Origin of the sequence: Mycobacterium sp. IS-1742 (assembly GCF_001500125.1) — a bacterium.
GTDB lineage: Bacteria > Actinomycetota > Actinomycetes > Mycobacteriales > Mycobacteriaceae > Mycobacterium.
This window is the reverse complement of record NZ_LQIV01000021.1, coordinates 15,099-41,091: the sequence shown is the minus strand read 5'-3', so window position 1 is coordinate 41,091 and position 25,993 is coordinate 15,099. Positions and strand designations below refer to the sequence as shown.

The following is a 25,993-nucleotide window of genomic DNA, read 5'->3' as shown; positions in this document are numbered from 1 at the left end:
GACGTATGAACACCACACAGGTAGCCGCCCGTATCCGGGCGGGTCTGCTCGCCTACGCCGCGGGCGACGCGGCGGGCGTGCCGTGGGAGGGCTGCCGGGCCGCGGACATCCCCGCATCCGGCATAGACGAACTGCCTCGCCACGGGGACTGGCCGTCCGGCGCCACCTCCGACGACACGGCGCTGACCCTGCTGGTCGCCGAATACCTCCGCGATCGCGGGGCGGTTGTCGACGAGGCGGACTTCTTGACCCGGCTCGCCGCGGCCGCCCCGCACATCCGCGGGATCGGGCCCAGCACCCGCGCGGCGGTGGAGCGGTTCGGGCGCAGCGGAGCACTGCAGGCCGAGGGCGGTGACACGAACGGCGCCCCGATGCGCGCGCTGCCGATCGGATGGGCGGTCGCCGGCGACGATCTGCGGCGTACGGTCACCACCGGCCTGTCACGGACCACCCACGGCGCTGCGCCGGCCGTCGCCGCCGCGTCCATCGCGTCGGCGATGGCCTCGGCCGCTGTGGACGGCGCGTCGTCAGTGGATGCGGCCGCCCGCGAAGTCGGCTGGGCCGAGCGCTGTCTCGACGTGGAGCTGACGGCGGTGCGCGACGCCGTCGAGGGACGATGGCGACCCGGCCGCAACGGGGTGGCACTGGAGGCCGTCGACGCGGTGGCCGCGGTGGTCGACGTGGTCCGGCACACCACCGAGCGGAGCCTGCCGATCGCGGACGCGTTGCGCTACGCGGTGTCGCTCGGCGGGGACACCGACACGGCCGCCGCGATCGCGGGCGGAATACTCGGCGGTCGCGCGCCGCAGACCCCGGACATCCCGTGGCTGGACCGCGTCGACCTGCCAGAGCGCGCGACGCTGGACGCGCTCAGCGCCGCACTGGCGCAGCTGCGGGTCTCGACGGGCTGAGTCAGCCGGCGGCCGGCCCGGCCGCATGTGACCCCTGTAGGCGGCCGAGGAACTCGTGACACCGCCGTGCCCGGTCGGAGTCCTCGGACATCACCTGTTCGAAGAACGACGCGACGTCGTCCATTCCTGCGTTGCGGGCGTCCCGCACGTACTGCCCGTAGTCGTGTCCGGCCTTCAGTGAGTGGTACTGCACCGAGATCAGGTCGTACGTCACATCGTCGAAGCCGGTCTCTCCGGTGGCCATGGTCGTTCCTTTCGCCGTTCGGACCGATGCGCACACCGCCGTACCCGGCGATCGGTCGCGCAAACGTGCGCAATCGGATCGCGCCGGAACTCGTGAACGGGGCCCGCCCCCCGGTCACGTCAGGCGCAGTCGGCGCAGATCATCGTTCCGTTGGAATCGCGGGCCAACCGGCTGCGGTGAAACACGAGGAAACAACTGCTGCAGGTGAACTCGTCTGCCTGCTTGGGGATGACCCGGACGGTGAGCTCCTCACCGGACAGGTCGGCGCCGGGGAGGTCGATGGAGTCCACTTCCTCGGCGTCATCGACGTCGAGAACCGCCGTGCGGGCGTCGGACCGCCCCACCGGCAGCTCGTCGAGCGAGTCGGATTCCAGGTCTTCTTGCTTACGGCGAGGTGCGTCGTAGTCCACGGTCATGATGGCTGCCTCTTAAGTCGTCGCGGGAAACTGCACAGCACTCAACGGACGCTGATCGCCCCTTGTTCCCGCCGCGTCGACTGATCAAACACCGCAGCGGATTACGGATCGCGCGGGAGTCCGAGCAGCCGCTCGGCGATGATGTTGAGCTGCACCTCCGAGGTGCCGCCGTAGATCGTCGTCGCCCGGCTGCCCAGCAGGTACTCCACCCACGTGAACTCCAGCGAATCCGGTTCGGCGATCACGGCATCGGTGCCGAACGACGACACCGCGAACTCCGCGTAGCCCTGACCGGTCTTCATCGACAGCAGCTTCGAGATGGCCGCCGACGGCATCGCGTCACCGCCGGCCAGCGTCAGCAGCGTCGAGCGCAGGTTGAGCAGTTTGGCGGCATGCCCCTCGGCGATCAGCTGGCCGGCCTTGTTCTGGCCGATCTGGTCGAAGTGTCCGTCGCGGATGAAGTCGACGAAACCGTCGAGCGTCGCCAGGAACGGCGGCTCGCTGCTGCCGATCGACACCCGCTCGTTGGTCAGGGTGTTGCGGCTGACCTCCCAGCCGCGGTCGACCTCGCCGAGCACGAGTTCGTCCGGGATGAAGACGTCGTCGATGAACACCGTGTTGAACATCGCGTTGCCGGTCAGCTCACGCAGCGGTTTGACCTCCACGCCTTCGCTGTTCATGTCGAGCAGGAAGTACGTGATCCCGTTGTGTTTCGGGGCATTCGGATCCGTGCGGGCGAGCAGGGCGCCCCACTGCGAGTACTGCGCCCCGGTGGTCCAGATCTTCTGACCGGTGATTCGCCACCCGCCGTCGACCTTGGTGGCCTTGGTGGTCAGGCTCGCGAGGTCGGAGCCGGCGCCCGGTTCGGAGAACAGCTGGCACCAGATCATCTCGCCGCGGAACGTGGGCGGCAGGAACCGTTGCTTCTGCTCGTCGGTGCCGAACGCGACGATCGACGGGATCAGCCATGCGGCGATCCCCATCTGCGGCCGCTTGACCCGGCCGGTCGCGAACTCCTGAGCGATGATGATCTGCTCGACCGGCCCGGCGCCGCGGCCCCACGGGGTCGGCAGGTGCGGCACCACCCAGCCGCCCTCGGCGATGGCGACGGTGCGCTCCTCGCGCGGCAGCGCCTTGAGCGCGGCGACTTCCGCGCGGATCTCCTCACGCAGCTTCTCGGTGTCGGGGTCGAGATCGATGTTGATCGGCCGCATGCCCGTGGTCGTCGCGGTGTCGACGACGTGCTGCGGATAGTCGGCGCGGCGGCCGAATGCGGCGGCGAGCACCAGAGCGCGGCGGTAGTAGACGTTGGTGTCGTGCTCCCAGGTGAACCCGATACCGCCGTGGACCTGGATGCACTCCTGCACGCAGTGCTGCGCGGCGGTCGGCGCCAGTGTCGCGGCGACGGCGGCGGCGAACTCGAAATGCGTTTCCTCGGCGGCGGATTCGCGGACGTCATCGAGCGCGCGGGCGGCGTCCCACACCGCGGCGGTCGCCCGCTCGGTCTGGGCGATCATGTCGGCGCACTTGTGCTTGATGGCCTGGAACTGGCCGATCGGCCTGCCGAACTGCTCACGGATCTTCGCGTACGCCGACGCCGTATCGGTGGCCCACCGCGCCACGCCGATGGCCTCGGCGGACAGCAGCGTCACGATCAGGGCGCGGGCCATGGCGGGACTGAGCTTGTCCAGTACACGGTCGTCGGTGACCTCGACGGCGTTGGCGCGGATGTGAGCCACCGGCCGCAGGGGATCGACGCTCGCCACCGGCTCGATCTCGAGTTGATCGGCGTCGAGGACCACCCATTCGTCACCCGAATCGATGGCGACCGGGAGGACCAGCACCGAGGCCTGGGCGGCGGCGGGAACGGCGCGCACCTCGCCGCGGATGACCAGCGCGTCGCCGTGCCGGGTGGCGGTCAACCCCGAGTCGATCGCATAGGCGGCGATGACCTCACCGGAGGCGAGTCCGCTGAGCGCCTTGGCGTCGGGGTCGTGTGCGGCGATCAGCGCGCTCGCGATGGCCGACGGCACGAACGGTCCGGGCACGGCGCCGTAGCCGAATTCGGCGAGCACGATGGCGAGTTCGAGGATGCCGAAGCCCTGCCCGCCCGCGGATTCCGGCAGGTGCACACCCTGCAGGCCCTGTTCGGCGGCCGCCTTCCAGAACGGCGGTGGGTTGGGGATCGGGTTCTCGAGGGCGTCGTGGAGGACCTCCGACGGCGCGACGCGCGCCACCAGGGACCGCACCGAGTCGGCGAGCGCGTTGTGCTCTTCGTTGATCGCGATGGGCATAGCTTCGTTGCCTCCCTATTAACCGCTTGGTTGGGAGCCACGTTACCTTGCGGCCCCGATGGTGGCGGAGATTGCACTGGGGGCTGGGCCCATTGCCGAGCCGGCGACCGTGGACGCAGTGTCCAAGCGCGGGAATCAGTACAGCCGCGGATCGGCCAGCTGGTCGATCATCGCGGTGAGCTGGTCGACGAGCTCGTCCGGTTCGAGCGCCACGTCGTGGGCCAGCCAGGCGCTGATCGTCTGCCCGACACCGCCCACCACGAAATGCGCGGCGGCCTTGATGCGGTCGTTCTCGGACTGCCGCAGCGCGGCGCTGGCATGCCTGCCCGACAGCAGCGCGAACAGGGCGCCGGATTCGGCGCGTTTGCGCACCACGATGGTGTTGGACAGTTGCGAGCTGAACAGCAGCCGACCGATGCGGGGATCCTCGGAGATGGTGCGGACGATGTCGGACATCACCGCACGACTCTGCGTCCGCTGCGGCGCGGCGGCCGCGGCGGCCTGGGTCGTGGTGGCGATGCCCGTGATCACCCAGTCGAAGACCGCCGCGACGAAGTCGTCCTTGTCGGGGAAGCACTCGTAGAAGTACCGGACGGCCACCCCGGCCCGGCGGCAGATCGCCCGCACGGTGAGTTCGGCGAGATCGTGTTCGGCCGAACCGAGCAGGTCGAGGCCGGCCTCGAGGAAGCGATGCCTGCGTTGCGCGAGGCGTTCGGGCGCCTCGACGCCGCGGTAGGGCCGAACCTGTCCCATGCACCCATCTTGACACCTGTCGATGCGGCGGGAGAAAATCAGGAAACATTCGTTCTCACATTATGAGGGGTGGCCAATGACGGTCAGCGAACCGATTCCGCACGTCGAGCGTCCGGTCAGCGCACCGGCGCACCCCGGCGCGCTGACGCCGCCCCCTGTGCTGGCCCGGCGCGCCGCCAGCATGGAGGACGGGCTGATGGGCGTGGCGCTGCTGGCCGGACCGGCCAACGTGATCATGCAGCTGGCCCGGCCCGGGGTCGGTTACGGAGTGCTCGAGAGCCGCGTGGAGAGCGGTCGCGTCGACCTGCACCCGGTCAAGCGCGCCCGCACCACGTTCACCTATCTGGCCGTCGCCACTCGGGGGAGCGACGCGCAGAAGGCCGCGTTCCGCCGGGCCGTGAACAAGGCCCACGCACAGGTGTACTCCACCGAGGAGAGCCCGGTGAAGTACCACGCGTTCGACAAGGACCTGCAGTTGTGGGTGGCGGCCTGCCTCTACAAGGGCGCGGTCGACGTGTACCGGCTCTTCGTCGGTGAGATGGACGACCAGGCCGCCGAGGAGCACTACCGCGACAGCATGACGATGGGCACCACGTTGCAGGTCCCGCCGGGGATGTGGCCCGCCGACCGGGCGGCGTTCGACAAGTACTGGCAGGACTCGTTGGACAAGGTGCACATCGACGACACCGTCCGCGAATACCTCTACCCGATCGCGGCCTCGCGGCTGCGCGGGCTGAGGCTGCCGGGGCCACTGCAGCGCAGGAACGAGGAACTCGCCCTGCTGATCACCACCGGCTTCCTGCCGCAGCGCTTCCGTGACGAGATGCGGTTGCCGTGGGACGCCGAGCGGCAGCGGCGGTTCGACCGGCTCATCGGCGTGCTGCGCACCGTCAACCACATGCTGCCGCGCTTCGTCCGGCAGTTCCCCTTCAACGTGCTGCTCAAGGATCTGGACCGGCGCATCCGCACAGGACGTCCCCTGATCTGACGCGTATAACCGAATCGTGCGCCACGACAACGATTCCTGGGACATCACCACCAGCGTCGGGTCGACGGCCCTGTTCGTGGCGGCATCGCGGGCGCTGGAGGCGCGCAAGCCCGATCCGCTCGCGGTGGACCCCTACGCGGAGGCCTTCTGCCGCGCGGCCGGCGGCGACTGGGCCGATCTGTTCGACGGCGCACGTGCCGAGGCGGCGGGCGACCACATCCTGCACTCGGACTTCGGCAGGCACTTCGTCGACTTCCAGGGTGCGCGCACGAAGTACTTCGACGCGTATTTCGCCGCGGCGTCGGCCGCCGGCGTGCGACAGGTCGTGCTGCTGGCCGCGGGCCTCGACTCCCGCGCCTACCGCCTGCCGTGGCCCGATGGCACCGTCGTCTACGAACTCGACCAACCGCGGGTGCTGGAGTTCAAGCGGGCGGTGCTGGCCGAGCGTGGCGAGCAACCGGTGGCTCGGCGTCGCGAGGTCGCGATCGATCTGCGCGACGACTGGGGCGCCGCATTGATCGCAGCCGGATTCGATCGGGCGCGGCCGTCGGCGTGGCTCGCCGAAGGGTTGCTGATGTACCTGCCCGCCACCGCCCAGGAGGCATTGTTCTCCGGTATCGACGCGTTGTCACCTCCGGGTAGCTGGGTCGGCGTCGAGGAGTCGATTCCCATGCCCGACGAGGTCTTCACCGTCAAGCGTGAGGAGGAGCGGGCGGCCGGTGACGATGGCACGTTCTTCACGCTCGTCTACAACCAGCGGCACGCCCCGGCAGAACAGTGGTTGGGCGAGCGCGGATGGGCCGCCGAACCGACTGCGCTCGCCGACTATCTGTCCCGGCTGGGTCGCGCGGCCCCGGTCGACGATATCGAGGTGGGCCCGATGATCAGCGCGATCCGACTGGTCACGGCGACCAAGACGTGAGCGGGGTCACCGATCCGCCAGGCGGCGTGCGTCTCGACACTTAGGTTGTGCAATGCTAACTTCACCGAAAGTTAGCCTAGCCATACTTAAGGGGAGAATGCGGGGCCCAGCGTTCCCGTGCGTAACGACCAATGGAAACGCCTACTGACACGCTCGCGGCGCCGAGGACCGCGCCTGCCCGGGTCGACCGTGACGTGGTCAGCCGGTTTGCCACCTGTTGCCGTGCGCTGGGTCTGACGGTCAACGACCGTCAGCGGCCCGCCGACCTCCCCGCGGCCCGCAGCGGATTCGCCGCGCTCACCCATATCGCGCACGAACAGTGCGACACGTGGACCGGCCTGGCCGCCGCAGGCGACGTGAGCGCGCGCGTCGTCGAGGCGATCTGGTCGACCCGCGACAGCGCGGGCGCCCTGCAGCGGCACGTCGAAATGGCCCCCGGTGCGCTGGGCTTCCACTTCGACAGCGGGCTGTACCTGCAGTTCCGTGCCACCGGCCGCGACGATTTCGGTCTCGCCTACGCCGCCGCGCTCTGCGACGCCGGCGCGTACGCCGACGCCGACGCGCTGGTCGGTGAGCTCCTGGCCGGCCGCCCCGGATGGCTGCAGGCCCGGTGGTTGCGCGTCGCGATCCACCACCGCACGCAGCGCTGGTCCGACGTCGTGCGCCTGCTCACGCCGGTGGTCAACGACACGACGCTCGACCCGACCTACGCCCATGCCGCGCGCGTCACGCTGGGCATCGCGCTGGCCCGCCTCGGCATGTTCGCGCCCGCCATGTCCTATCTCGCCGAACCGGCCGGGCCGATCGCGGTGGCCGCGGTCGACGGTGGGTTGGCCAAGGGGCTCACCCTGCGGGCGCAGGGCGAGGAGGAGGACGCCGCCGAGGTCCTCCAGGAGCTCTACGCGGCCAACCCCGAGAACGCGGAGATCGAGGCGGCGCTGACCGATCCGACCTTCGGGCTGGTGACCACCACCGCGGCCCGGATCGAGGCGCGCGCCAACCCGTGGGATCCCGAGACCGAGCCCGGAGAAGCCGATTTCGTCGACCCGGGCGCCAAGGACCGCAAGGCGCACCTGCTCGTCGAGGCCGAAGCCGAACTCGCCGAGTTCATCGGGCTCGAAGAGGTCAAGTATCAGGTCGCCCGGCTGAAAAGTTCGGTGGCCATGGCGATCCGGCGCCAGGAACGTGGCCTGGCCGTCGCCCAGCGCACCAACCACCTGGTGTTCGCGGGTCCTCCCGGCACCGGTAAGACGACCATCGCGCGCGTCGTCGCGAAGATCTACTGCGGACTCGGGTTGCTGCGCAAGGAAACCGTGCGCGAGGTGCATCGTGCCGACCTGATCGGCCAGCACATCGGCGAGACCGAGGCGAAGACCAACGCGATCATCGACGCCGCGCTCGACGGCGTGTTGTTCCTCGACGAGGCCTACGCCCTGGTGTCGACCGGCGCGAAGAACGACTTCGGTCTGGTCGCCATCGACACGCTGCTGGCGCGGATGGAGAACGACCGCGACCGCCTTGTGGTCATCATCGCCGGGTACCGCAAGGACCTCGACATGTTCCTCGACGCGAACGAGGGTCTGCGGTCCCGCTTCACCCGCAGCATCGACTTCCCCTCGTATTCGCCCGAGGAACTCGTCGAGATGGCCGTGCGGATGGCCGAGAAGCGCGACAGCGTCTTCGAAACGGCCGCCCACGACGACATGGAGAAACTGTTCGCCCAGTTGGCCGCGTCGTCGAGCCCGGACGCCAACGGCGTCGACCGCCGCAGCCTGGACATCGCCGGTAACGGCCGATTCGTCCGCAACCTCGTCGAGCGGTCCGAGGAAGAGCGCGAATACCGCTTGGATCATTCGGCCGACCACTCTGCCGGAGAAGACTTCACCGACGAGGACCTGATGACCATCACCGCCGACGACGTGCGCAAGTCGGCCGAACCGCTGCTGCGCGGCCTCGGGCTGACGGTGTCCGCATGACCACGCCCGACGACCGCCGGTCGTTCGCCTCGCGGACGCCGGTCAACGACAACCCCGAACGTGTCACCTACCGGCGCGGTTTCGTCACCCGCCATCAGGTGTCCGGATGGCGTTTCGTCATGCGCCGCACCGCTTCCGGTGTGGCGCTGCACGACACCCGGATGCTCGTCGACCCGCTGCGCACGCAGTCCCGTGCGGTGCTCACCGGGGCGCTGATCCTCATCACCGGTCTGGCCGGCTGCTTCGTCTTCTCCCTGATCCGTCCCGCCGGTGCGGCGGGGACCGACACCGTGCTGGCCGACCGGTCGACCGCGGCGCTGTACGTGCGCATCGGCGAGCAGCTGCACCCGGTGCTCAACCTCACCTCCGCGCGGTTGATCACCGGGCGCGCGAACAACCCCACCACGGTCAAGACCAGCGAGATCGACCAGTTCCCCCGCGGCAACCTGGTCGGCATCCCCGGTGCGCCGGAACGCATGGTGCAGAACGACTCCCGGGACGCGGAGTGGACCGTGTGCGATGCGTCCTCGGGTGCGAACGCGGGCGTGACCGTCCTCGGCGGGCCGGTGGTCACCGGCAGCGAGCGGGCCGAACCGCTCAGCGGCGATCAGGCTGTCCTCGTGTCGAACGATGCCGGTGCGTGGCTGCTGTGGGACGGCAGGCGCAGCCCGGTCGACCTGGCCAACCGCGCCATCACCGACGCGCTCGGCCTCGGCGCCACCCCGGCCACGCCGCGGCCCATCGCCGCGGGGCTGTTCAACGCCATCCCCGAAGCGCCCGCGCTGACCGCCCCGCCGATCCCGGAAGCCGGTGCGACGCCCCGGTTCCCGCTGTCGGTCGCCGCGCCCGTCGGCGCGGTCGTCGCCGCCTTCGAGGCCGACAACACGATCCGCTACTACGCCGTGCTGCCCGACGGTCTGCAGCCCGTGTCGCAGGTGCTCGCGGCGATCCTGCGCAACACCGATTCGTACGGCCTGAACCAACCGCCGCGTCTCGGCGCCGACGAGGTGTCCAGGCTCCCGGTCTCGCAACTCCTCGACACCGACGCCTACCCGGCCGCGCCCGTCACGGTCGTCGATGCCGCCGCCGACCCCGTCACCTGCGTGCAGTGGCGCAAAGCCGCTGACGCGGAACAGAGTTCGCTGAGTCTGCTGGCAGGCGCGGCACTGCCGATGCCCGACGGGATGCGCACGCTCGACCTCGTCGGCGGCGGCAACGGGGTGACCGCCGACCGGGTCGTGCTGGCACCCGGCAGCGGCTACTTCGTCCAGACGGTCGGTCAGGAACCGGGATCGCCCACCGCCGGCTCGTTGTTCTGGGTCAGCGACACCGGCGTGCGGTACGGCATCGAACCGGGACAGAACGACCAGACCGTCACGGCGCTCGGCCTATCCGCGCCGCCCGTCCCCGTGCCGTGGTCGGTGCTCGCGCAGTTCGCCGCCGGCCCGACCCTGTCCCGGGACGACGCGCTGCTCGCGCACGACACCCTGGCACCCGATCCGAATCCCGCGCGTCTGGACAACCCCATATCTCAGGAGAATCCATGAGCCGGCTGATCTTCGAGGCCCACCGCCGGCTCCCGCCGCCGGCGACCCGTAAGGGCACCATCACCATCGAACCGCCGCCCGAACTGCCGCGGTTGGTACCGCCGTCGCTGCTGCGCCGGGTGCTGCCGTACCTGATCGTGCTGCTGATCGTCGGCATGATCGTCGCGCTGATCGCGACGGGGATGCGGCTCATCTCGCCGACGATGCTGTTCTTCCCGTTCGTCCTGCTGCTGGCGGCCACCGCGATGTACCGCGGTACCGACAACAAGATGCGCACCGAGGAGGTCGACGCCGAACGCGCCGACTACCTGCGCTATCTGTCCGTGGTGCGCGACAACGTCCGCGCACACGCCGCCGAACAGCGGGCGGCGCTGGAGTGGTCGCATCCGGCCCCCGACGTGCTGGCCACCATCCCCGGCACCCGCAGGCAGTGGGAACGGGATCCACGGGATGCGGACTTCCTGGTCCTGCGGGCGGGTCTGCACGGCACCCCGCTCGACACCACGCTGCGGGTCAAGGACACCGCCGACGAGATCGACCTCGAACCGGTGTCCCACACGACACTGCGCGGACTGCTCGACGTACAGCGCACCGTGCGCGACGCACCCAGGGGCATCGACATCGCGAAGGTCTCGCGGATCACGGTGTTCGGTGAGGCCGAGGAGGTCCGGGGTGCGCTCCGGTCCTGGATCGCGCAGGCGGTCACCTGGCACGACCCCAGTGTGCTCGGCGTGGCGCTGGCCGCTCCCGACATCGACGGCGACGACTGGTCGTGGCTGAAGTGGCTGCCGCACACCGACATTCCCGGCGAGGCCGACGGCGTCGGTCCGGCCCGCCACCTGGCCACCGACATCGAGGCGCTGCGCGCGTCGCTGGCGCCCGCCCTGGCCGATCGGCCTGCGTTCCCCGGTGAGCCCGACCGCGCGGTGCGCCACCTGCTGGTGATCGTCGACGACCCCGAAGCCGATGTGGAGGATCTGGTGCGCAGACCGGGTCTGGCCGGCGTGACCGTCGTGCACCGGACCGCCACCCCACCGCACCGCGAGCAGTATCCGAACCCGGAGCGACCCATCCTGCGGATCGCCGACGGCCGGATCGAGCGCTGGCAGACCGGGGGCTGGCAATCCTACGTCGACACCGCGGACACCATGGGCGCCGCCGACGCCCGTCACCTCGCGCGGCGGCTGTCGCGCTGGGACTCCAACCCCACCCACGCCCGCTCCACCACCACGGGCGGATCGACGTTCACCACGCTGCTCGGCATTCCCGACGCGTCGGCGCTCGACGTCGCCGCGCTGTGGGCGCCGCGCCGGCGGGAGGAGGAACTGCGCGTCCCCATCGGCGTCACCGCCACCGGCGAGCCGCTGTACTTCGACCTCAAGGACGAGGCCGAGGGCGGGATGGGCCCGCACGGTCTGATGATCGGCATGACCGGCTCCGGCAAGTCGCAGACCCTGATGTCGATTCTGTTGTCGCTGTTGACGACTCACTCCGCCGAACGGCTGAACGTCATCTACGCCGACTTCAAGGGGGAGGCGGGCGCGGACATCTTCCGCGACTTCCCCCAGGTGGTGGCGGTCATCTCGAACATGGCCGAGAAGCGGTCGCTGGCGGACAGGTTCGCCGACACGCTGCGCGGTGAGGTGGCCCGCCGGGAGCAGCTGCTCAAGGAGACCGGCCGCCGGGTGCAGGGCAGCGCGTTCAACTCCGTCACCGAATACGAGGACGCCCGGGACGCCGGTCACGACCTGCCACCGCTGCCGACGCTGTTCGTGGTCGCCGATGAGTTCACGCTGATGCTCGCCGACCACCCCGAGTACGCGGACCTGTTCGACTACGTCGCCCGCAAGGGCCGCTCGTTCCGGATCCACATCCTGTTCGCCTCGCAGACGCTCGACGTCGGCAAGATCAAGGACATCGACAAGAACACCTCCTACCGCATCGGTCTGAAGGTGGCCAGTCCCAGCATCTCTCGGCAGATCATCGGCGTGGAGGACGCGTACCACATCGAGTCCGGGCGGGAGCACAAAGGCGAAGGCTTCCTGGTGCCCGCCCCGGGCGCGGTGCCGATCAAGTTCCGCAGCACCTACGTCGACGGCATCTACGAACCGCCGCGGGTGGAGCGGTCGATCGTGGTGCGCGCGCTGCCACAGCCGCAGCTGTTCACCGCCTCGCGTGTGGAACCCGAACCGGACACGGTGATCCCGTCGTCCGTACCGCAGGCCGAGCCCGCGCCGCCGCGGAAGCTGATCGCCACGATCGGGCGGCAATTGGCCCAGTACGGACCCAAGGCGCCGCAGCTGTGGCTGCCTCCGCTCGACGAGCCCATCCAGTTGGTCGAGGTGCTGCAGCGGTCGGCCGTGCCGGCACGGCAGTGGCGGTGGCCGCTCGGTGAGATCGACAAGCCGTTCGAGATGCGCCGTGATCCGCTCGTCTTCGACGCCACCTCGTCGGCGGCCAACATGGTCATCCACGGCGGGCCGAAGTCCGGCAAGTCCACGGCGCTGCAGACGTTCATGCTGTCGGCGGCCGCACTGCACTCACCGCGCGACGTGACGTTCTACTGCCTCGACTACGGCGGCGGCAAGCTGGCCCCGATGGCCGACCTGGCCCATGTCGGCAGTGTGGCGACACCGCTGGAGCCGGAGCGGATCCGGCGCACCTTCGGTGAGCTCGAACAGCTGCTCCGGGCCAGGCAGGCCCGCGGCGCACGCGGCGAGGCCTTCCCGGACGGCTACGGCGAAGTGTTCTTGGTCATCGACAACCTCTACGCGTTCAGCCGCGACAACACCGACACCTTCAACACGCGCAACCCGCTGCTGGGCAAGGTGACCGAGTTGGTCAACAACGGCCTGGCATACGGCATCCACGTCGTCATCACCACGCCGAACTGGCTCGAGGTGCCGCTGAACATGCGCGACGGGCTCGGATTGCGGCTCGAACTCAAACTGCACGACAGCCACGACAGCAACGTACGGATCGTCGGCGGCCTGCGCCGGCCCGCCGACAGTGCGGTATTTCGTCGGCCCGCCGACAGTGTGCCCGCCGACCAACCTGGCCGCGGCCTCACGATGGCCGCCGAGCACTTCCTGTTCGCCACCCCGGCGCTCGAGCTCATCCCCGCGATCAACGCACGGTTCCCCGAGCAGACCGCACCCCCGGTGCGGCTGCTGCCGCACAACCTGGCACCCGATGCGATCGGTCCGCTGTACCCGGGCCCCGAACGGGTCGTCATCGGGCAGCGCGAAGAGGACCTCGCGCCGGTCGTGCTCGACTTCGCGGACAACCCGTTGCTGATGGTGTTCGGCGACAACCGCTCCGGCAAGACGACGCTGCTTCGTCACATCATCCGGACGGTGCGGGAGAACTCGTCCGCCGGCGACGTCGCCTTCACCGTCATCGACCGGCGTCTGCAACTCGTCGACGAACCGCTGTTCCCCGACAACGAGTACACCGCGAACATCGACCGCATCACCCCGGCGATGCTCGGACTCTCGGCGCTGATCGAGAAGCGCCGCCCGCCCGCCGGTCTGACGCCAGCCGAGCTGAGCCGATGGTCCTACCGCGCCAACGGGGCCGCGCACACGCACTATCTGATCATCGACGACGTCGACCAGATCCCGGACGGACCGGCCGTCAACGGGCCCTACGTCGGACAGCGGCCGTGGACCTCGCTCATCGGATTGCTCGCTCAGGCAGGCGATCTCGGCCTGCGGGTGATCGTCACCGCCAGGGCGACCGGGTCGGCGCACGCGGTGATGACCGCTCCGTTGTTGCGCAGGCTCAACGACCTGCAGGCGACCACGCTGATGCTGTCCGGCAACCCGCAGGACAGCGGCAAGCTGCGCGGCCACCGGTTCAGCCGGTTGCCCGCGGGCCGGGCACTGCTGCTCGGCGACACCGACACCCCGACGTTCGTCCAGCTCGTCAATCCGCTCGTGGCCGCGGCCACCGGCTCGTCCCACACCAATGGAAAGGATTACCGCTGATGACACTTCGCGTCGTTCCGGAGGGTCTGACCGCGGCGAGTGCCGCGGTCGAGGCGCTGACCGCCAGGCTGGCCTCCGCCCACGCCGCCGCCGCGCCGCTGATCGGCACCGTGCTGCCCCCCGCGGCGGACGCCGTCTCGCTGCAGACCGCCGCCGGGCTGAGCGTCAACGGCGGCCGTCACGAGGCGGTCGCGGCCCAGGGCGTCGAGGAACTCGGCCGGTCCGGCATGGGCGTCGGCCAGTCCGGTGCCAGCTACGCCAGCGGCGACGCGATGAACGCGGCCGCCTACATGATCGCGCGAGGCTGAGTTGAATCCCCCCGTCGCTGCGCTCGCCCCGTCATGACCGCCCCGGTCTGGATGGCCCTGCCACCCGAGGTGCACTCGGCGCTGCTCTCCAGCGGCCCCGGCCCCGGGTCGCTGCTGGCCGCCGCGGGGGCATGGCAGTCGCTCAGTGCCGAGTACGCCTCGGCCGCAGCGGAATTGACGGGCATCCTCAGCTCGGTGCAGGCCGGATCGTGGGAAGGGCCGAGCGCCGAACAGTACGTCGCCGCGCACACCCCCTTCCTGGCGTGGCTGGCGCAGGCCAGTGCGAACAGCGCGGCGACGGCGGCGCAGCACGAGACGGCGGCCGCCGCCTACACCACAGCGCTGGCCACCATGCCGACGCTGGGTGAACTCGCCGCCAACCACGCCACCCACGCGGTCCTCCTGGCGACGAACTTCCTGGGCATCAACACCATTCCGATCGCCCTCAACGAGGCCGACTACGTGCGGATGTGGATCCAGGCCGCCACGAGCATGAGCACCTACCAGGCCGTCGCGGGCGCCGCGGTGGCCGCGGCCCCGACCACGGCGCCCGCACCGTTCCTGTTGACGCCGGGCGTGGGGGAGGCGGGCCAGGCGATGGCGACCATGCAGCAGGTCGGCGCGCAGGCCCAGGCCTCCGAATCCGGTTCGGCGCTCAACATCTCCGACAGCATCAACCAGTTGCTCGAGATGTATCTGCAGAACGTGCCGGGCGGCCAGGAGATCATCGACTTCCTGCGCGATCCGCTGGGGAACCTGCAGACGCTCATCAACGACTTCATGACGAACCCCTCGGCCGCGCTGGTGACATGGGGCCCGCTGCTGTCGGCCGTCGCCTACCAGGTCTTCACCAACCTGGTGGGGTGGCCGACCTGGGCGATGATCTTCGCCTCGCCGTTCCTGCTCGCCGCGCTCATCCCGCTCGGCATCGCCGGCCTGGTGCTCATCATCGACGCACTGAAACCCGAACTGACACAACCGCCGCCCGCCGAACAGGCAGAGCCGGCACCCGCACTCGCCGCTCGACCCGATCAGCAGGTGCTGCCGGTGGCCGGCATGCCCGCCCCGACCGCCCCGGTGACGCCGGGCACTGCGCCGGCCGCAGGGTCGGCGGCCGCACCGGCCGCACCGGCACCGGCCGCGGCGGCGGCCGCGCCGTTGGTGCCGTACGCGGTGCGCGGCGGCGATCCCGGCGAGGGGTTCACCCCGACCGTGCGTGACTCCACCAGCGCCAAGGCGCCGGCGGGCGACATCCCCGCGGCCGCCGCGGCGTCGGCCGCGGCCGCCGCGGCGCAACGGCGGAAGCGTCGGCGCCGCAAGATCGCCGAGGTGAAGGGCCGCGGATACGCCGACGCCTACATGGACTACGAGGACGATCCCGAGGAGCCGCCGGTCGAGGAACCGCGGGTGGCGGCCTCCTCACGCGGTGCGGGCCCGATGGGCTTCACCGGCACCGCCCCCGGAGCGGCCGACGCACGGGCGACGGGGTTGACCACCCTGTCGCCGGACGCGTTCGGTTCCGGGCCGGTCAGCCCGATGCTGCCCGGCACGTGGGATCCCGACGGCGAGGCCGGGCCGACCGGCCACGAGCCGGAAGGGGGACCGCGCACCTGACCAGACAATCCGTGCCGCCGCAACAGCTTTCGACAATCCGAAAGGAACACCCATGAGCATGCTCGACGCCCACATCCCGCAACTCGTCGCCTCCGAAGCCGCGTTCGGCGCCAAGGCCGCGCTGATGCGCAACACCATGGCGCAGGCCGAACAGGCCGCGCAGTCCTCACAGGCCTTCCACATGGGCGAGTCGTCGGCCGCTTTCCAGGCCGCCCATGCCCGGTTCATCGAGGTCTCGGCGAAGATCAACGCCCTGCTCGACATCGCCCAGGTCAATCTCGGCGAGGCCGCGGGCACGTACGTCGCCGAGGACGCGGCGGCCGCCAGCACCTACACCGCCATCTGACCGCACGCCACGACCGAGGAGATTCCCATGTCGCAGATCATGTACAACTACCCGGCGATGCTGGCGCACGCGGGTGAGATGTCCAGCTACGCAGGCGCGATGCACGCCGTCGGCGCCGACATCGCCAGTGAGCAGGCCGCCCTCGCCGGCGCCTGGCAGGGTGACAGCGGTATGACCTACCAGGCCTGGCAGGCCCAGTGGAACGCCAGCCTCGAGGAACTGGTCCGCGCGTACCGCGCGATGGCGAGCACCCACGAGATGAACACCATGTCGATGAGCGCCCGCGATCAGGCCGAGGGCGCCAAGTGGGGCTGAGCGTATGCCGGCGCGCTCGGCTGGTATCGGGTTGCAGTGGGTCCCAACGCCGTTGAGCTGACCGCCGCCCAGGCCTGGTTCGTCGCCGACACCATCGGCGCGGGATCACTGCCCTGGGTGCTGGCGATCACGCCGCCGTACAGCCAGGAGGCCGACCGGGCGCGGTTCACCGCCGAGACGGTGGCCACGCTCGAATCGCTCGGGGTGATGTCCGGCGACGGGGTGGTCGACGCCGGGGTGGCCGACTGGGTCAGGACGGTGTGCCGGGCGCAGCAATGGCTCGACTGCAGGTTCGTGTCCGGCCGGGGTGCGCTGCTGCGCGGTGTGGTGGCGCGCCGCGCGGGGCAGACGGTCGTCGCGTTGCGCAGCGGTTCGCTGATCACGTTCACCCGCATGGACATCGACCATCCGCACGCGCTCGTCCCGGTGCTCTGCGCGGGACTGTCGGGACGGGCGCCCGGCCGTTTCGCCGAGTTCACGCTGCCGACCCACGTCGGTGCGCGGGCCGACGAACAGATCCGCCAGGGCACCCCGCTGGCCGAGGTGCTCGACTTCCTCGGCATCCCGCCGTCGGCGCGCCTGGTCGTCGAGGCGGCGTTCGACACCTCGAGGACCTACGTGGAGATCGTGGCGGGTGAGCACCGCGACGGTCACCGCGTGACCACGCAGGTCGGCGTGAGCGTCGTCGACACCACCGAGGGCCGGGTCCTGGTCAGCCCGGACAGAGCGTTCGACGGCGAGTGGGTGTCGACGTTCGCGCCGGGCACCCCGTTCGCCATCGCGGCGGCCGTCGAACGGCTGACCGGATCCCTACCGCGCGGAGCCTGGTTCCCCGACCTGCACCTCACCCGAGACTTCGACACCCACGACCACGACACGAGAGAACTGAGAACACGACAATGTCCGACAACACTGTGATGCCGATCGTGCGGGTGGCCGTACTCGCCGGTGGCGACGACGGCGGCCGGCTCACCGAGATGGCGCTGCCCGCCGACCTGCCGCTGCGCGAGATCCTGCCCGCCGTGCAGCGCATGGCGCGCCCGCACGACGGTGGCGACCGGGACGATTCGGCGCCCGAGCCGGTCAGGCTGAGCCTCGCCCCCATCGGCGGTGCGCCGTTCAGCCTCGACGCGACGCTGGACACCGTGGGCGTGGTCGACGGTGACCTGCTGGCCCTGCAACCGGTGCCCGCGGGCCCGTCCGCACCCCGCATCGTGGAAGACATCGCGGACGCGGCGGTGATCTTCTCCGCTGCGCAGGAGAAGCGTTGGGGGCCTGCGCACATCAAGCGTGCCGCCGCCGCCTCCGTGGTGGGGCTGATCGTGGTGGCCACCGGCCTGAGCGTCGCGCACCGGCTGGTCACCGGGCACGGGCTCGGACTCATCGTGGTCTGCGCCGTGGCGGTGGCCGCGGTGCTCGGCTCCCTACTCAGCCGGGCCGCCTCACCGGCACTGGCCAGCGCCCTGGCGGTGACCGCGCTGCCCGCCGTGGCTGCCGCGTTCGCGCTGGCGGTGCCCGGCGACTTCGGGGCGGCGCAGATCCTGCTCGCCGCGGCCGGGGTCACCGCCTGGTCGGTGATCAGCCTGACCACCGGAGACCGTGCGGTCGCCCTGTTCACCGCCACCACCGCAACGGGTTTCGGCGTGCTGCTGACCGCCGCGGCCGCCTCGGTGTGGACGCTGTCGGACATGGTGCTCGGTTGTGTGCTCATCCTCCTCGGCCTGCTGGTCACCGTGCAGGCCGCACAACTGTCCGCGATGTGGGCCCGGTTCCCGCTGCCGGTGATACCCGCCCCCGGGGACCCCACGCCGTCGGCGCAGCCGCTGCGCGTTCTCGAGGACCTGCCTCGCCGCGTACAGATGAGCCAGTCGCACCAGACCGGGTTCCTGGCCGCGGGCGTGCTGCTCAGCGTGACGGGATCGCTTGTGCTGGTGGGACGGCAGGACGTGTCCGGCTGGGCGTGGTACGTCGTGGTGGCCGCGGCGGCGGGGGCGGTGTTGCGCGCTCGGGTCTGGGATTCGGCGCCGTGCAAGGCATGGCTGCTCGCCCATCCGCTGCTGCTGAGCGTGGCGCTGCTCGTGCTCTTCGCTGCCACCGACCGGTTCGGCGCCGCCTGGTGGGCGCTGGCCGCGGCCGCGGCGATCGTCGTCGTGTGGGTGATCGTGGCGCTCAACCCGTCGATCGCCTCGCCCGAGACGTACTCGCTGCCCATGCGCAGGCTCGTGGGCTTCGCCGCGGCCGGTGTCGACGCCTCGCTGATCCCCGTGATGGCCTTCCTCGTCGGGCTGTTCAGTTGGGTGCTCAACAGGTGATCCGACCCCTCGCCCTGCTCGCCGGCCCCGGTGCGGTCGCGCTGCTCGCCGCGCCGCCCGCGGCGGCGGTGAGCCCACCGGAGGTGGACCCCGCGACACCGCCGCCGTCGGGCGCCGCCGGACCGGTGCAGCCGATGGCGCAGCGTGGTGACTGCGTGGTGGGCGGTGTCCTGGCCGGCAGCGATCCCGGTGCGGTCAGCCCGAATCAGCTGGCGCTCAACCTTTCCGGTGCCTGGCGGCACAGCCGTGGCGAAGGTCAGACGGTCGCCGTCATCGACACCGGCGTGAAACCCGGGCCGCGACTGCCCAACGTCGAAGCGGGCGGGGACTACCTGGCGTCGACCGACGGACTCACCGACTGCGACGGGCACGGCACGCTCGTCGCCGGCCTGATCGCCGGCCAGCCCGGCGGCGACGGCTTCTCCGGTGTGGCGCCGGGTGCGCGCATCGTCTCCATCCGGCAGAACTCGCCGCGCTTCTCCCCGGTCGCCCCGGGGGAGGACCCCGCGGTATCGCGTGCCGCGGCCGACGTCGCGAGTCTGGCCCGAGCCGTCGTGCGGGCCGCCGATCTCGGCGCGCGCGTCATCAACATCTCGGTGGTCACCTGCCTGCCCGCGGGCCGCAGCGTCGACCAGGCCGAACTCGGTGCGGCGCTGCGGTATGCGGCCCGTGAGAAGGATGCGGTGATCGTGGCGGCGGCGGGCAACAGCCGTGCGGGTATGAACACCGGATCGGCGTGTGAATCCAATCCGCTCGGTAACGCCGGCCGCCCGAGCGACCCGCGCAACTGGGCCGGGGTGACGTCCGTGTCGATCCCGTCGTGGTGGCAGCCGTACGTGCTGTCGGTGGGGTCGCTGAACGCGACCGGCCAGCCGTCCGAGTTCACGATGTCCGGTCCGTGGGTGGGTATCGCCGCGCCGGGCGAGGGGATCGCCTCGGTGAGCAACGGCCCCGGCGGCGGGCTCGCCAACGGCCTGCCCAACGACCGCAACGAACTGTTCCCGGTCAGCGGGACGAGTTACGCGGCGGCTTACGTGTCCGGGGTTGCGGCGTTGGTGCGCAGCAGGTTTCCCGGACTGACCGCCGAGCAGGTGGTGCAGCGGTTGACCGCGACCGCCCACGGCGGCCCGCGGTCCCCGTCGAACGTGGTGGGCGCGGGAAGCGTCGACCCGGTCGCCGCGCTCACGTGGCAGCTCCCCACCGAGGACGTGAGCGCTGCGGTGCAGCCGAAACCGGTTGCCGCGCCGCCGGTCCCCCCGGTTCCGGACCACACTCCCCGAACGGTCGCCCTGATCGGCACCGCGGCGCTCGCGCTCACGGTTCTCGCCGCCACCGTGTGGCGGTCAGGGGCGAGCCGACGACGAAAGGACGAGGCCTCATGACGGCCAGAATCACGTTGGCGCTCTTGTTCGTCATACCGGCGGCGCTGGCGTACCCGTGGGAAACCACCACCGACTGGTGGCTGCTCGGCGTGGCGATCGCCGTCGTGGTGGTGCTCTTCGCCTGGTGGCGCGGGCTCTTCGTCACCGACATGGTGCGGCGCCGCTTCGCGATACTGCGGCGCAACCGGCGTGGCGGGCACACCCGCGGGCAGGAAGCGTCGGCGCACGTCGCCACGGTGGCGCTGCGCGTCGACGAGGCGCCGTCGGGCGACCTGCCCCTGTCACTGCTGGCCGGCTACGTCGACCGCTACGGGGTGCGGGCACACAAGGTGCGGGTGGTCAGCCGGGATGTCGCCGGACAGCGGACGACGTGGATCGCGTTGACGATCGCCGCCGCCGAGAATCTCGCAGCGCTGCAGGCGCGGTCCGCACATTTGCCGTTGCGGCAGACCACGGAGATCGCCGCCCGCAGGCTGACCGATCACCTGCGTGAACTCGGCTGGACGCTCACCCCCGTCGACGAGACCGACTCGCCGGTGCCTCGAGCGGCGCGTGAGACGTGGCGCGGGTTGCGCAGCGAGGACGGCCACGTCGCGGCCTACCGGGTGACCGTCGACGAGCGGTTGGCCGACACCCTCACGGGGGTGGCCGCGCTGCCGTCGGCCGAGACGTGGACGGCCGTCGACATCTCGGGTGACCCCCGGCACCCCGAGGTGGTCGCCGGATGCGCGGTCCGCACCGAGGACCGGCCGAAGGCCAAGGCGCCGCTGGGCGGTCTGACACCGCACCGTGGCAGGCACCGCCCCGCGGCCGACGCGCTGCACCCGCTGGCCCACGAGCGGCTCGAAGGCCGGCCCGTACCGGTCTCCGGGGATGCCCTGAACCGGCTGCGCTGGCCGGTCGACCGCCGGCCGGTCGCCGACCTCGTGGAGGCCGGATCGTCAGATCCCCAGTGAGCGCTGGACGTCGCGCAGCGTCTGCGCCGACGTCTGGAGTCCCCGGAGTTCGTCCGGGGAGAGCTCCACTTCCAGGACGCGGCCCGCGCCGGCGGCCGAGACCACCGTCGGCAGCGAGAGCGCGACACCGGTGATCCCGTACGCGCCGCGCTGGACGGTCGACACCGGCAGGACGCGGTGCTGATCACCGAGAACCGCTTCGACGATCCGTGCGGTCGCGAGCCCGATGGCGAGGTTCGTGGCGCCCTTGCCGGCGATGATCTCGTATGCGGCGTTGACCACGCCGGTGGCGATGGCCGCACGCGTCGGTTCGTCGAAGACCACACGGCCGTCCGCAGAATACGAGTCGGCGCGCACACCGCCGATGGAAAGCGTTGACCACAGCGGGATCTCGGAATCACCGTGCTCGCCGATGACGAGCGCGTGCACGTTGCCGACCGCGATCGCCGCCCGCTGAGCGACGAGGTACCGGAATCTGCTGGAGTCCAACACCGTTCCGGTGCCGAAGATCTGCCCGGGCCGGGAGTCGACCGCGGTGGATGCGGCGTACGTCACGACGTCGACCGGGTTGGTGACGAACACGACCACCGCACGCGGCGAGTGCTCGATCAGCTGCGGTGTGAGGGCCTGCGCCATGGCGACATTCGCGGCCGCCAGGTCGAGGCGGCTCTGCCCGGGGTGCTGTTTGGCGCCCGCGGTGACGATGATGACCGAGGAGCCCGCGGTGACGGCGATGTCGTCGGATCCGTCGACCGCGCACTCGGGCACGAACTGGCTGCCGTGATTGAGATCGAGGACCTCGGCGTGCACCTTCGCGGAGTTGGTGTCGTGGAGCGCCAGCGCGCCGGCGGAGCCGCGGATCAGGCAGGCGTAGGCGATTGCGGTACCGACGCTGCCCGCACCGATGATCGACACCTTCCGCGCCCGGACGGTCCGGTTCGTGGTTTTTGGGGAGAAGTTCACGCCAGCCATGATGGCCCCTTGTCGCGATCGGCGTCCGGTGTTCATCTCCGGGTAACCGGCGGCCCATAGCGTGGTGGAACCGGGCCGCAATCGATTTCCAGGAGCGCGAACACGTGTCGACTTCCCCGATCCGAGTGATCGACTCCCGGGCATCCGCCGACGGCGGCCCCGCCGATCTGCTCGAGGACCTCGACGAGCTGATCGAGGACCTCGGACAGGCGGAGAGCGCGTGGTCGGACCGGTTACGGGAGGTCAGCCCCGACCACCGGTTCAGCGCACGGAACATGGTCCACTACTGGTCCATCCGGCAGCGCGACCTCCGGCCCCTGCAGAGCCGGTTGGCCGCCCTGGGCCTGTCGTCGCTGGGGCGGAGCGAACCGCACGTGGAGGGCACGTTGCGGGCCGTACGCGCCGCGGCGGCCGCGATGGACGACGGTCCGTGGGCGCCCCGGGAAGCCGGCCGCGTCGACCTCGACCGGGGGCGGGAGATGTTGCGGGGCCGGACCGCCGACCTGCTGGGTGCCGCGCCCGCCGATCGCGAGACCCGCATCATGGTGACCCTCCCCTCGGAGGCGGCGACCGATTTCCCCCTCGTTCGAGAACTCCTGGAACGAGGTATGGACGTGGCCCGCATCAACTGCGCGCACGACGGCCCGGCGGCGTGGTCCGCGATGGCCGACCATGTCCGCCGCGCCGGCGCGATGACCGGTCGCGGCTGCGTCATCGCGATGGATCTGGCCGGACCGAAGCTGCGCACTGGACCGATCCAGCCCGGACCGCAGGTGGTCAAGCTCCGGCCCGCGCGCGATGCCCTCGGCCGCGTCGTGGCACCGGCGCGCGCCTGGCTCACCTCCGCCGAGAACCCCGCACCTGCGCCGGAACCCGAACTCGTCACGGTGCCGGTCGACGCCGCCTGGCTGAGCCGTCGGCAGGACGGCGACGTGGTCAGGTTTCGTGACACCCGCGGCGCCAAGCGCACACTCGTGCTGACCGAACCCGATCCCGCCGGGGGCGGTCTGCTGGCCACCGGTGTCAAGACGAGCTACCTCGCGAGCGGGACGCTCCTGCACGTCGAGGATGCCCACGACCCCTGCCCGGTCGGTCCGCTGCCCGCTCGGGAGCAGACCCTGCTGCTGAGTCGCGGTGATGTGCTGACGCTGACCAGGGACTGCGCCCCGGCACCCGCCGACCACGGGGGCGCTCCGCGGATCGGGTGCACGCTGCCCGAGGTGTTCGACAACGCCCGTGTCGGGCAGACGATCCGGTTCGACGACGGCCGGATCGGCGGTGAGATCGTCGCGGTCGACCGCGACGCGCTGCGCGTCCGCATCGACCAGACCGGGTTCGGCGGTTCGAAACTCGGTGCGGCCAAGGGCATCAACGTGCCCGACACCCATCTCCCGGTCCCGGCCCTGACCGATAAGGACGTGGCCGACCTGGCGACGGTCGTCGAGATCGCCGACATCGTCCAAATGTCGTTCGTGCAGCGACCTTCCGACATCACCCGTCTGCACGAGGAACTGCGCCGGCTCGGCGGCGAGCGGTTGGGCGTCGTGCTCAAGATCGAAACCACCCGGGCGTTCGCGAACCTGCCCCAGCTGTTGCTCACCGCGATGCGCCGGCCCGGCGTCGGTGTCATGATCGCCCGCGGTGACCTGGCGGTCGAGGTGGGTTACGAACGGCTGGCTGAGGTTCAGGAAGAGATCCTGTGGCTCTGCGAGGCGGCGCACCTGCCGGTGATCTGGGCGACCCAGGTGCTCGAGCAACTCGCGAAGAGCGGTCTGCCGTCGCGCGCCGAGATCAGCGATGCGGCGATGGGGGAGCGCGCGGAGTGCGTCATGCTCAACAAGGGTCCGCACATCAGGGATGCGATCAGGGTGCTCGACGGCATCCTGCGCAGAATGGACGACCACCACTACAAGAAGAACGCCCTGCTCCGGCAGCTGCGTTCGTGGCGGCCCGACGCGGAGGGGTGACGGTGTCGGGCTACGCCGGTGCGGGACCGAACACGAACCGCCGTCCGGTCACCCGCGCGGGCCGGATGCGTACGATGTGCTCCTTGGTCGTCGCGGTCCACGGAAGCAGTTGCGCCTCTTGTGCTTTGAGGATGTCCTCGTCGTCGTGAAGTGAGCGCGCGGTGCCTTTGACGACCACGCTCCAGCCCTCGGCGTCGGTGTAGGAATCCGCCTCGAAAAGCACATGGTCGCTGATCGCGGTGCTCGTGAGCTTGGTGCCCTCGGCCGTGCGGAACAGCACCGTCCGGTCCTGGACGACGAAGTTCACGGGGAAGAGTTCCGGTCGACCGTCCGCGCAGGTGACGAACCGTCCCAGCGCCACACTCCGCAACAGGCTCCAGCATTCGCTCTCCGGCAGGATGGACACTGGCCGAGACTCCGCGGACACGGTGAGCGATGCTACCCGCGGGACGCGCGCGCCTGCGGGAACCGGAGGTGACGGTCAGTCGAACATGAAACTTCGCAGGAACCGCGTCATACGGCGCAGGTAATCCGGTTGGCTGACGTGCAGCAGGTGGTTGCCGGGAAACCAGTGGAATGCGCAGCGCTCCCAGTGTTCCCACAACAGTTCGGCCTGCTGTGGCGGGGCCAGCCGGTCGCCGAGACCGGTGATGATCAGCCGACGGTCCCGCGGCACCAGCGGCGGATAGTTCAGCGGGGACGGGTACCGCGACGCGGCGGCTTCGAGTTCCGGGTCGATGCGGCCGATCCGGCGGTTGAGCGCCACCAGCTTGTTCGCGGGGAACCATTCGTCGACGGTGCGGTCGGGCGTCACCACCGGCACATTGGGGATGACCGCGCGGATGCGCTCGTCGACGCACGCCAGCAGTGCGGAGGTGAATCCGCCCAACGAGATCCCGGTGACCGCGACCCGGTCGACACCGGTGAACTCGAGATGGTCCACGAGCGAACGGAAGTCGTGCACGGCCTGGGCCATGGCCTCGGCGAATCCGGCGAATCCGTTGGCGAAGTAGCCGTATCCGCTGTAGGGCGAGTACTTCTCGGCGCGGCGGCCGTGGAACGGCAGCGTGTACAGCAGGACGTCGTAGCCGGAGCGGTAGAACCACGGCAGCGACAGGAACTGGCCGTTGAACAGGTAGGCCGAGCCCATGAAGCCGTGGATGACGCACAGCGTCGGGCGCGGCCCGTCGTCGTGGCGCCAGTGCTGGGCATGCACGACGTTGTTGCGCTGATATCCGCGGCACCGCTCGCGCAGCGCCGGGTTGACCGCTTCGAAACTGCTGCGGAACCGGATGTTGTGCACCCGCCCGTGCGCGGTCCACTCGGCGACGGGGTTCGCCGGACGCGACGAGATGCGCGGGGGCACCGTCGGCGCCGGGAACGAGGCCTGCGGGTCGCGGGCGGCGGCCAGTTCGCCGTAGAACCTCAGGTGTTCGGTGTCCGCCCGCACGGTCGACGGTCTCAGCGCGGCGGCCACCACCGACGGCAGCATCGCCGCACCCACCAGCGAGGCGACCCCGGTGCGCAAGGCGATGTCCGCGACAGCCGATGAGTCGACGATCAGGCGCTGGCCCGGCGTGAGGTCGGCGCGCCGCGGCAGTCCCCGGTTGCCGGCGTCGCCGCCCGGGATGTCGGGCAGGGGGACGGGTGGGTCGACCGGGTCGACGGATGACGTCATCGACAGCGATGGTAGCCCGCATGCAGGGCGCTCACTGTGCACTCAGGGCGGGAAACCCGCGAGATTTCCGCCCTCACGGCACACTCGACGCCCTGGATGCACA

22 protein-coding genes are annotated in these 25,993 nt (G+C 70.6%); 15 read left to right on the top strand and 7 right to left on the bottom strand.

All coding sequences use genetic code 11. The features are described 5' to 3' along the window. Positions 1–5 precede the first annotated feature (5 nt). Complete coding sequence (locus AU196_RS14030) at positions 6–911, top strand: ADP-ribosylglycohydrolase family protein (RefSeq protein ID WP_059095690.1); 906 nt, start codon at positions 6–8, stop codon at positions 909–911. Between the two features lies 1 nt (position 912). Here the strand turns inward: AU196_RS14030 and AU196_RS14025 are convergent, their stop codons facing one another. From AU196_RS14025 to AU196_RS14010, 4 genes are all read right to left on the bottom strand, one after another. Continuing rightward, complete coding sequence (locus tag AU196_RS14025; RefSeq protein WP_059095689.1) at positions 913–1,155, bottom strand: hypothetical protein; 243 nt, start codon at positions 1,153–1,155, stop codon at positions 913–915. 119 nt (positions 1,156–1,274) lie between these two features. Further along, positions 1,275–1,571: a DUF4193 domain-containing protein gene (locus tag AU196_RS14020; protein ID WP_059095688.1), complete on the bottom strand. Its 297-nt coding sequence runs from the start codon at positions 1,569–1,571 to the stop codon at positions 1,275–1,277. Between the two features lie 101 nt (positions 1,572–1,672). Further along, a complete protein-coding gene (locus AU196_RS14015) occupies positions 1,673–3,865 on the bottom strand; it encodes an acyl-CoA dehydrogenase family protein (protein WP_059095687.1) in 2,193 nt (730 codons plus the stop codon). 135 nt (positions 3,866–4,000) lie between these two features. Beyond that, on the bottom strand, positions 4,001–4,618 hold the full coding sequence (locus AU196_RS14010) for a TetR/AcrR family transcriptional regulator (protein ID WP_059095686.1): 618 nt from the start codon (positions 4,616–4,618) through the stop codon (positions 4,001–4,003). Between the two features lie 76 nt (positions 4,619–4,694). Between AU196_RS14010 and AU196_RS14005 the strand changes: the two genes are divergently transcribed. The 13 genes from AU196_RS14005 (at position 4,695) to eccE (ending at position 21,273) form a co-directional block, all read left to right on the top strand. After that, positions 4,695–5,606, top strand: coding sequence for an oxygenase MpaB family protein (locus tag AU196_RS14005; protein ID WP_059095685.1), 912 nt, complete (start codon positions 4,695–4,697; stop codon positions 5,604–5,606). 16 nt (positions 5,607–5,622) lie between these two features. Then, the gene (locus tag AU196_RS14000) at positions 5,623–6,528 is read left to right on the top strand and encodes a class I SAM-dependent methyltransferase (RefSeq protein ID WP_059095684.1); all 906 of its coding nucleotides are present in this window, start codon (positions 5,623–5,625) and stop codon (positions 6,526–6,528) included. A gap of 131 nt (positions 6,529–6,659) precedes the next feature. After that, positions 6,660–8,504: a type VII secretion AAA-ATPase EccA gene (gene eccA, locus AU196_RS13995; protein WP_197415788.1), complete on the top strand. Its 1,845-nt coding sequence runs from the start codon at positions 6,660–6,662 to the stop codon at positions 8,502–8,504. After that, a complete protein-coding gene (gene eccB / locus AU196_RS13990) occupies positions 8,501–10,051 on the top strand; it encodes a type VII secretion protein EccB (RefSeq protein WP_059095682.1) in 1,551 nt (516 codons plus the stop codon). Before eccA ends, eccB begins: the two co-directional genes overlap by 4 nt. Continuing rightward, a complete protein-coding gene (eccCa, locus tag AU196_RS13985) occupies positions 10,048–14,040 on the top strand; it encodes a type VII secretion protein EccCa (protein WP_059095681.1) in 3,993 nt (1,330 codons plus the stop codon). The genes eccB and eccCa overlap by 4 nt, the downstream gene beginning before the upstream one ends. Continuing rightward, on the top strand, positions 14,040–14,348 hold the full coding sequence (locus tag AU196_RS13980) for a PE family protein (RefSeq protein WP_059095680.1): 309 nt from the start codon (positions 14,040–14,042) through the stop codon (positions 14,346–14,348). Before eccCa ends, AU196_RS13980 begins: the two co-directional genes overlap by 1 nt. Before the next feature lie 33 nt (positions 14,349–14,381). Next, positions 14,382–15,962 carry a PPE family protein gene (locus AU196_RS13975; protein WP_059095679.1) on the top strand — a complete coding sequence of 527 codons (1,581 nt, stop codon included), beginning with the start codon at positions 14,382–14,384 and terminating at the stop codon, positions 15,960–15,962. 52 nt (positions 15,963–16,014) lie between these two features. Next, positions 16,015–16,308: a hypothetical protein gene (locus AU196_RS13970; protein ID WP_059095678.1), complete on the top strand. Its 294-nt coding sequence runs from the start codon at positions 16,015–16,017 to the stop codon at positions 16,306–16,308. 27 nt (positions 16,309–16,335) lie between these two features. Next, positions 16,336–16,623 (top strand): WXG100 family type VII secretion target, encoded by a 288-nt coding sequence (locus tag AU196_RS13965; RefSeq protein WP_059095677.1) that lies wholly within the window; start codon positions 16,336–16,338, stop codon positions 16,621–16,623. A 36-nt stretch (positions 16,624–16,659) separates the two neighbouring features. After that, positions 16,660–17,541: an ESX secretion-associated protein EspG gene (locus tag AU196_RS13960; RefSeq protein WP_059095676.1), complete on the top strand. Its 882-nt coding sequence runs from the start codon at positions 16,660–16,662 to the stop codon at positions 17,539–17,541. Next, a complete protein-coding gene (eccD, locus tag AU196_RS13955; protein ID WP_059095675.1) occupies positions 17,523–18,935 on the top strand; it encodes a type VII secretion integral membrane protein EccD in 1,413 nt (470 codons plus the stop codon). The genes AU196_RS13960 and eccD overlap by 19 nt, the downstream gene beginning before the upstream one ends. Next, on the top strand, positions 18,932–20,317 hold the full coding sequence (mycP, locus tag AU196_RS13950; RefSeq protein ID WP_059095674.1) for a type VII secretion-associated serine protease mycosin: 1,386 nt from the start codon (positions 18,932–18,934) through the stop codon (positions 20,315–20,317). Before eccD ends, mycP begins: the two co-directional genes overlap by 4 nt. Continuing rightward, positions 20,314–21,273 (top strand): type VII secretion protein EccE, encoded by a 960-nt coding sequence (gene eccE / locus AU196_RS13945; RefSeq protein WP_059095673.1) that lies wholly within the window; start codon positions 20,314–20,316, stop codon positions 21,271–21,273. Before mycP ends, eccE begins: the two co-directional genes overlap by 4 nt. Here eccE and AU196_RS13940 read toward each other — a convergent pair. After that, a complete protein-coding gene (locus AU196_RS13940) occupies positions 21,259–22,236 on the bottom strand; it encodes an L-lactate dehydrogenase (RefSeq protein ID WP_231737571.1) in 978 nt (325 codons plus the stop codon). The two genes, eccE and AU196_RS13940, sit on opposite strands and share 15 nt — an antisense overlap. 134 nt (positions 22,237–22,370) lie before the next feature. On the opposite strand from AU196_RS13940, the gene AU196_RS13935 reads away from it, so the two are divergent. Continuing rightward, positions 22,371–24,212: a pyruvate kinase gene (locus tag AU196_RS13935; protein WP_502687260.1), complete on the top strand. Its 1,842-nt coding sequence runs from the start codon at positions 22,371–22,373 to the stop codon at positions 24,210–24,212. A gap of 10 nt (positions 24,213–24,222) precedes the next feature. On the opposite strand, the gene AU196_RS13930 is transcribed toward AU196_RS13935, so the two are convergent. Continuing rightward, positions 24,223–24,639 carry a pyridoxamine 5'-phosphate oxidase family protein gene (locus tag AU196_RS13930; RefSeq protein WP_059095670.1) on the bottom strand — a complete coding sequence of 139 codons (417 nt, stop codon included), beginning with the start codon at positions 24,637–24,639 and terminating at the stop codon, positions 24,223–24,225. A 54-nt stretch (positions 24,640–24,693) separates the two neighbouring features. Continuing rightward, the gene (locus AU196_RS13925; RefSeq protein WP_059095669.1) at positions 24,694–25,890 is read right to left on the bottom strand and encodes an alpha/beta hydrolase family protein; all 1,197 of its coding nucleotides are present in this window, start codon (positions 25,888–25,890) and stop codon (positions 24,694–24,696) included. Positions 25,891–25,993 lie beyond the last annotated feature (103 nt).

What these genes read in the sequence shown, in the direction of transcription:
- AU196_RS14015 (WP_059095687.1), bottom strand. Translation starts at nt 3,865, where the DNA reads ATGCCCATCGCGATCAACGAAGAGCACAACGCGCTCGCCGACTCGGTG.
- eccD (WP_059095675.1), top strand. Translation starts at nt 17,523, where the DNA reads ATGTCCGACAACACTGTGATGCCGATCGTGCGGGTGGCCGTACTCGCC.
- AU196_RS13980 (WP_059095680.1), top strand. Translation starts at nt 14,040, where the DNA reads ATGACACTTCGCGTCGTTCCGGAGGGTCTGACCGCGGCGAGTGCCGCG.
- AU196_RS14010 (WP_059095686.1), bottom strand. Translation starts at nt 4,618, where the DNA reads ATGGGACAGGTTCGGCCCTACCGCGGCGTCGAGGCGCCCGAACGCCTC.
- AU196_RS13970 (WP_059095678.1), top strand. Translation starts at nt 16,015, where the DNA reads ATGAGCATGCTCGACGCCCACATCCCGCAACTCGTCGCCTCCGAAGCC.
- AU196_RS14005 (WP_059095685.1), top strand. Translation starts at nt 4,695, where the DNA reads ATGACGGTCAGCGAACCGATTCCGCACGTCGAGCGTCCGGTCAGCGCA.
- eccE (WP_059095673.1), top strand. Translation starts at nt 20,314, where the DNA reads ATGACGGCCAGAATCACGTTGGCGCTCTTGTTCGTCATACCGGCGGCG.
- AU196_RS13975 (WP_059095679.1), top strand. Translation starts at nt 14,382, where the DNA reads ATGACCGCCCCGGTCTGGATGGCCCTGCCACCCGAGGTGCACTCGGCG.
- eccCa (WP_059095681.1), top strand. Translation starts at nt 10,048, where the DNA reads ATGAGCCGGCTGATCTTCGAGGCCCACCGCCGGCTCCCGCCGCCGGCG.
- AU196_RS14020 (WP_059095688.1), bottom strand. Translation starts at nt 1,571, where the DNA reads ATGACCGTGGACTACGACGCACCTCGCCGTAAGCAAGAAGACCTGGAA.
- AU196_RS13925 (WP_059095669.1), bottom strand. Translation starts at nt 25,890, where the DNA reads ATGACGTCATCCGTCGACCCGGTCGACCCACCCGTCCCCCTGCCCGAC.
- eccA (WP_197415788.1), top strand. Translation starts at nt 6,660, where the DNA reads ATGGAAACGCCTACTGACACGCTCGCGGCGCCGAGGACCGCGCCTGCC.
- AU196_RS14025 (WP_059095689.1), bottom strand. Translation starts at nt 1,155, where the DNA reads ATGGCCACCGGAGAGACCGGCTTCGACGATGTGACGTACGACCTGATC.
- AU196_RS13965 (WP_059095677.1), top strand. Translation starts at nt 16,336, where the DNA reads ATGTCGCAGATCATGTACAACTACCCGGCGATGCTGGCGCACGCGGGT.
- eccB (WP_059095682.1), top strand. Translation starts at nt 8,501, where the DNA reads ATGACCACGCCCGACGACCGCCGGTCGTTCGCCTCGCGGACGCCGGTC.
- AU196_RS14030 (WP_059095690.1), top strand. Translation starts at nt 6, where the DNA reads ATGAACACCACACAGGTAGCCGCCCGTATCCGGGCGGGTCTGCTCGCC.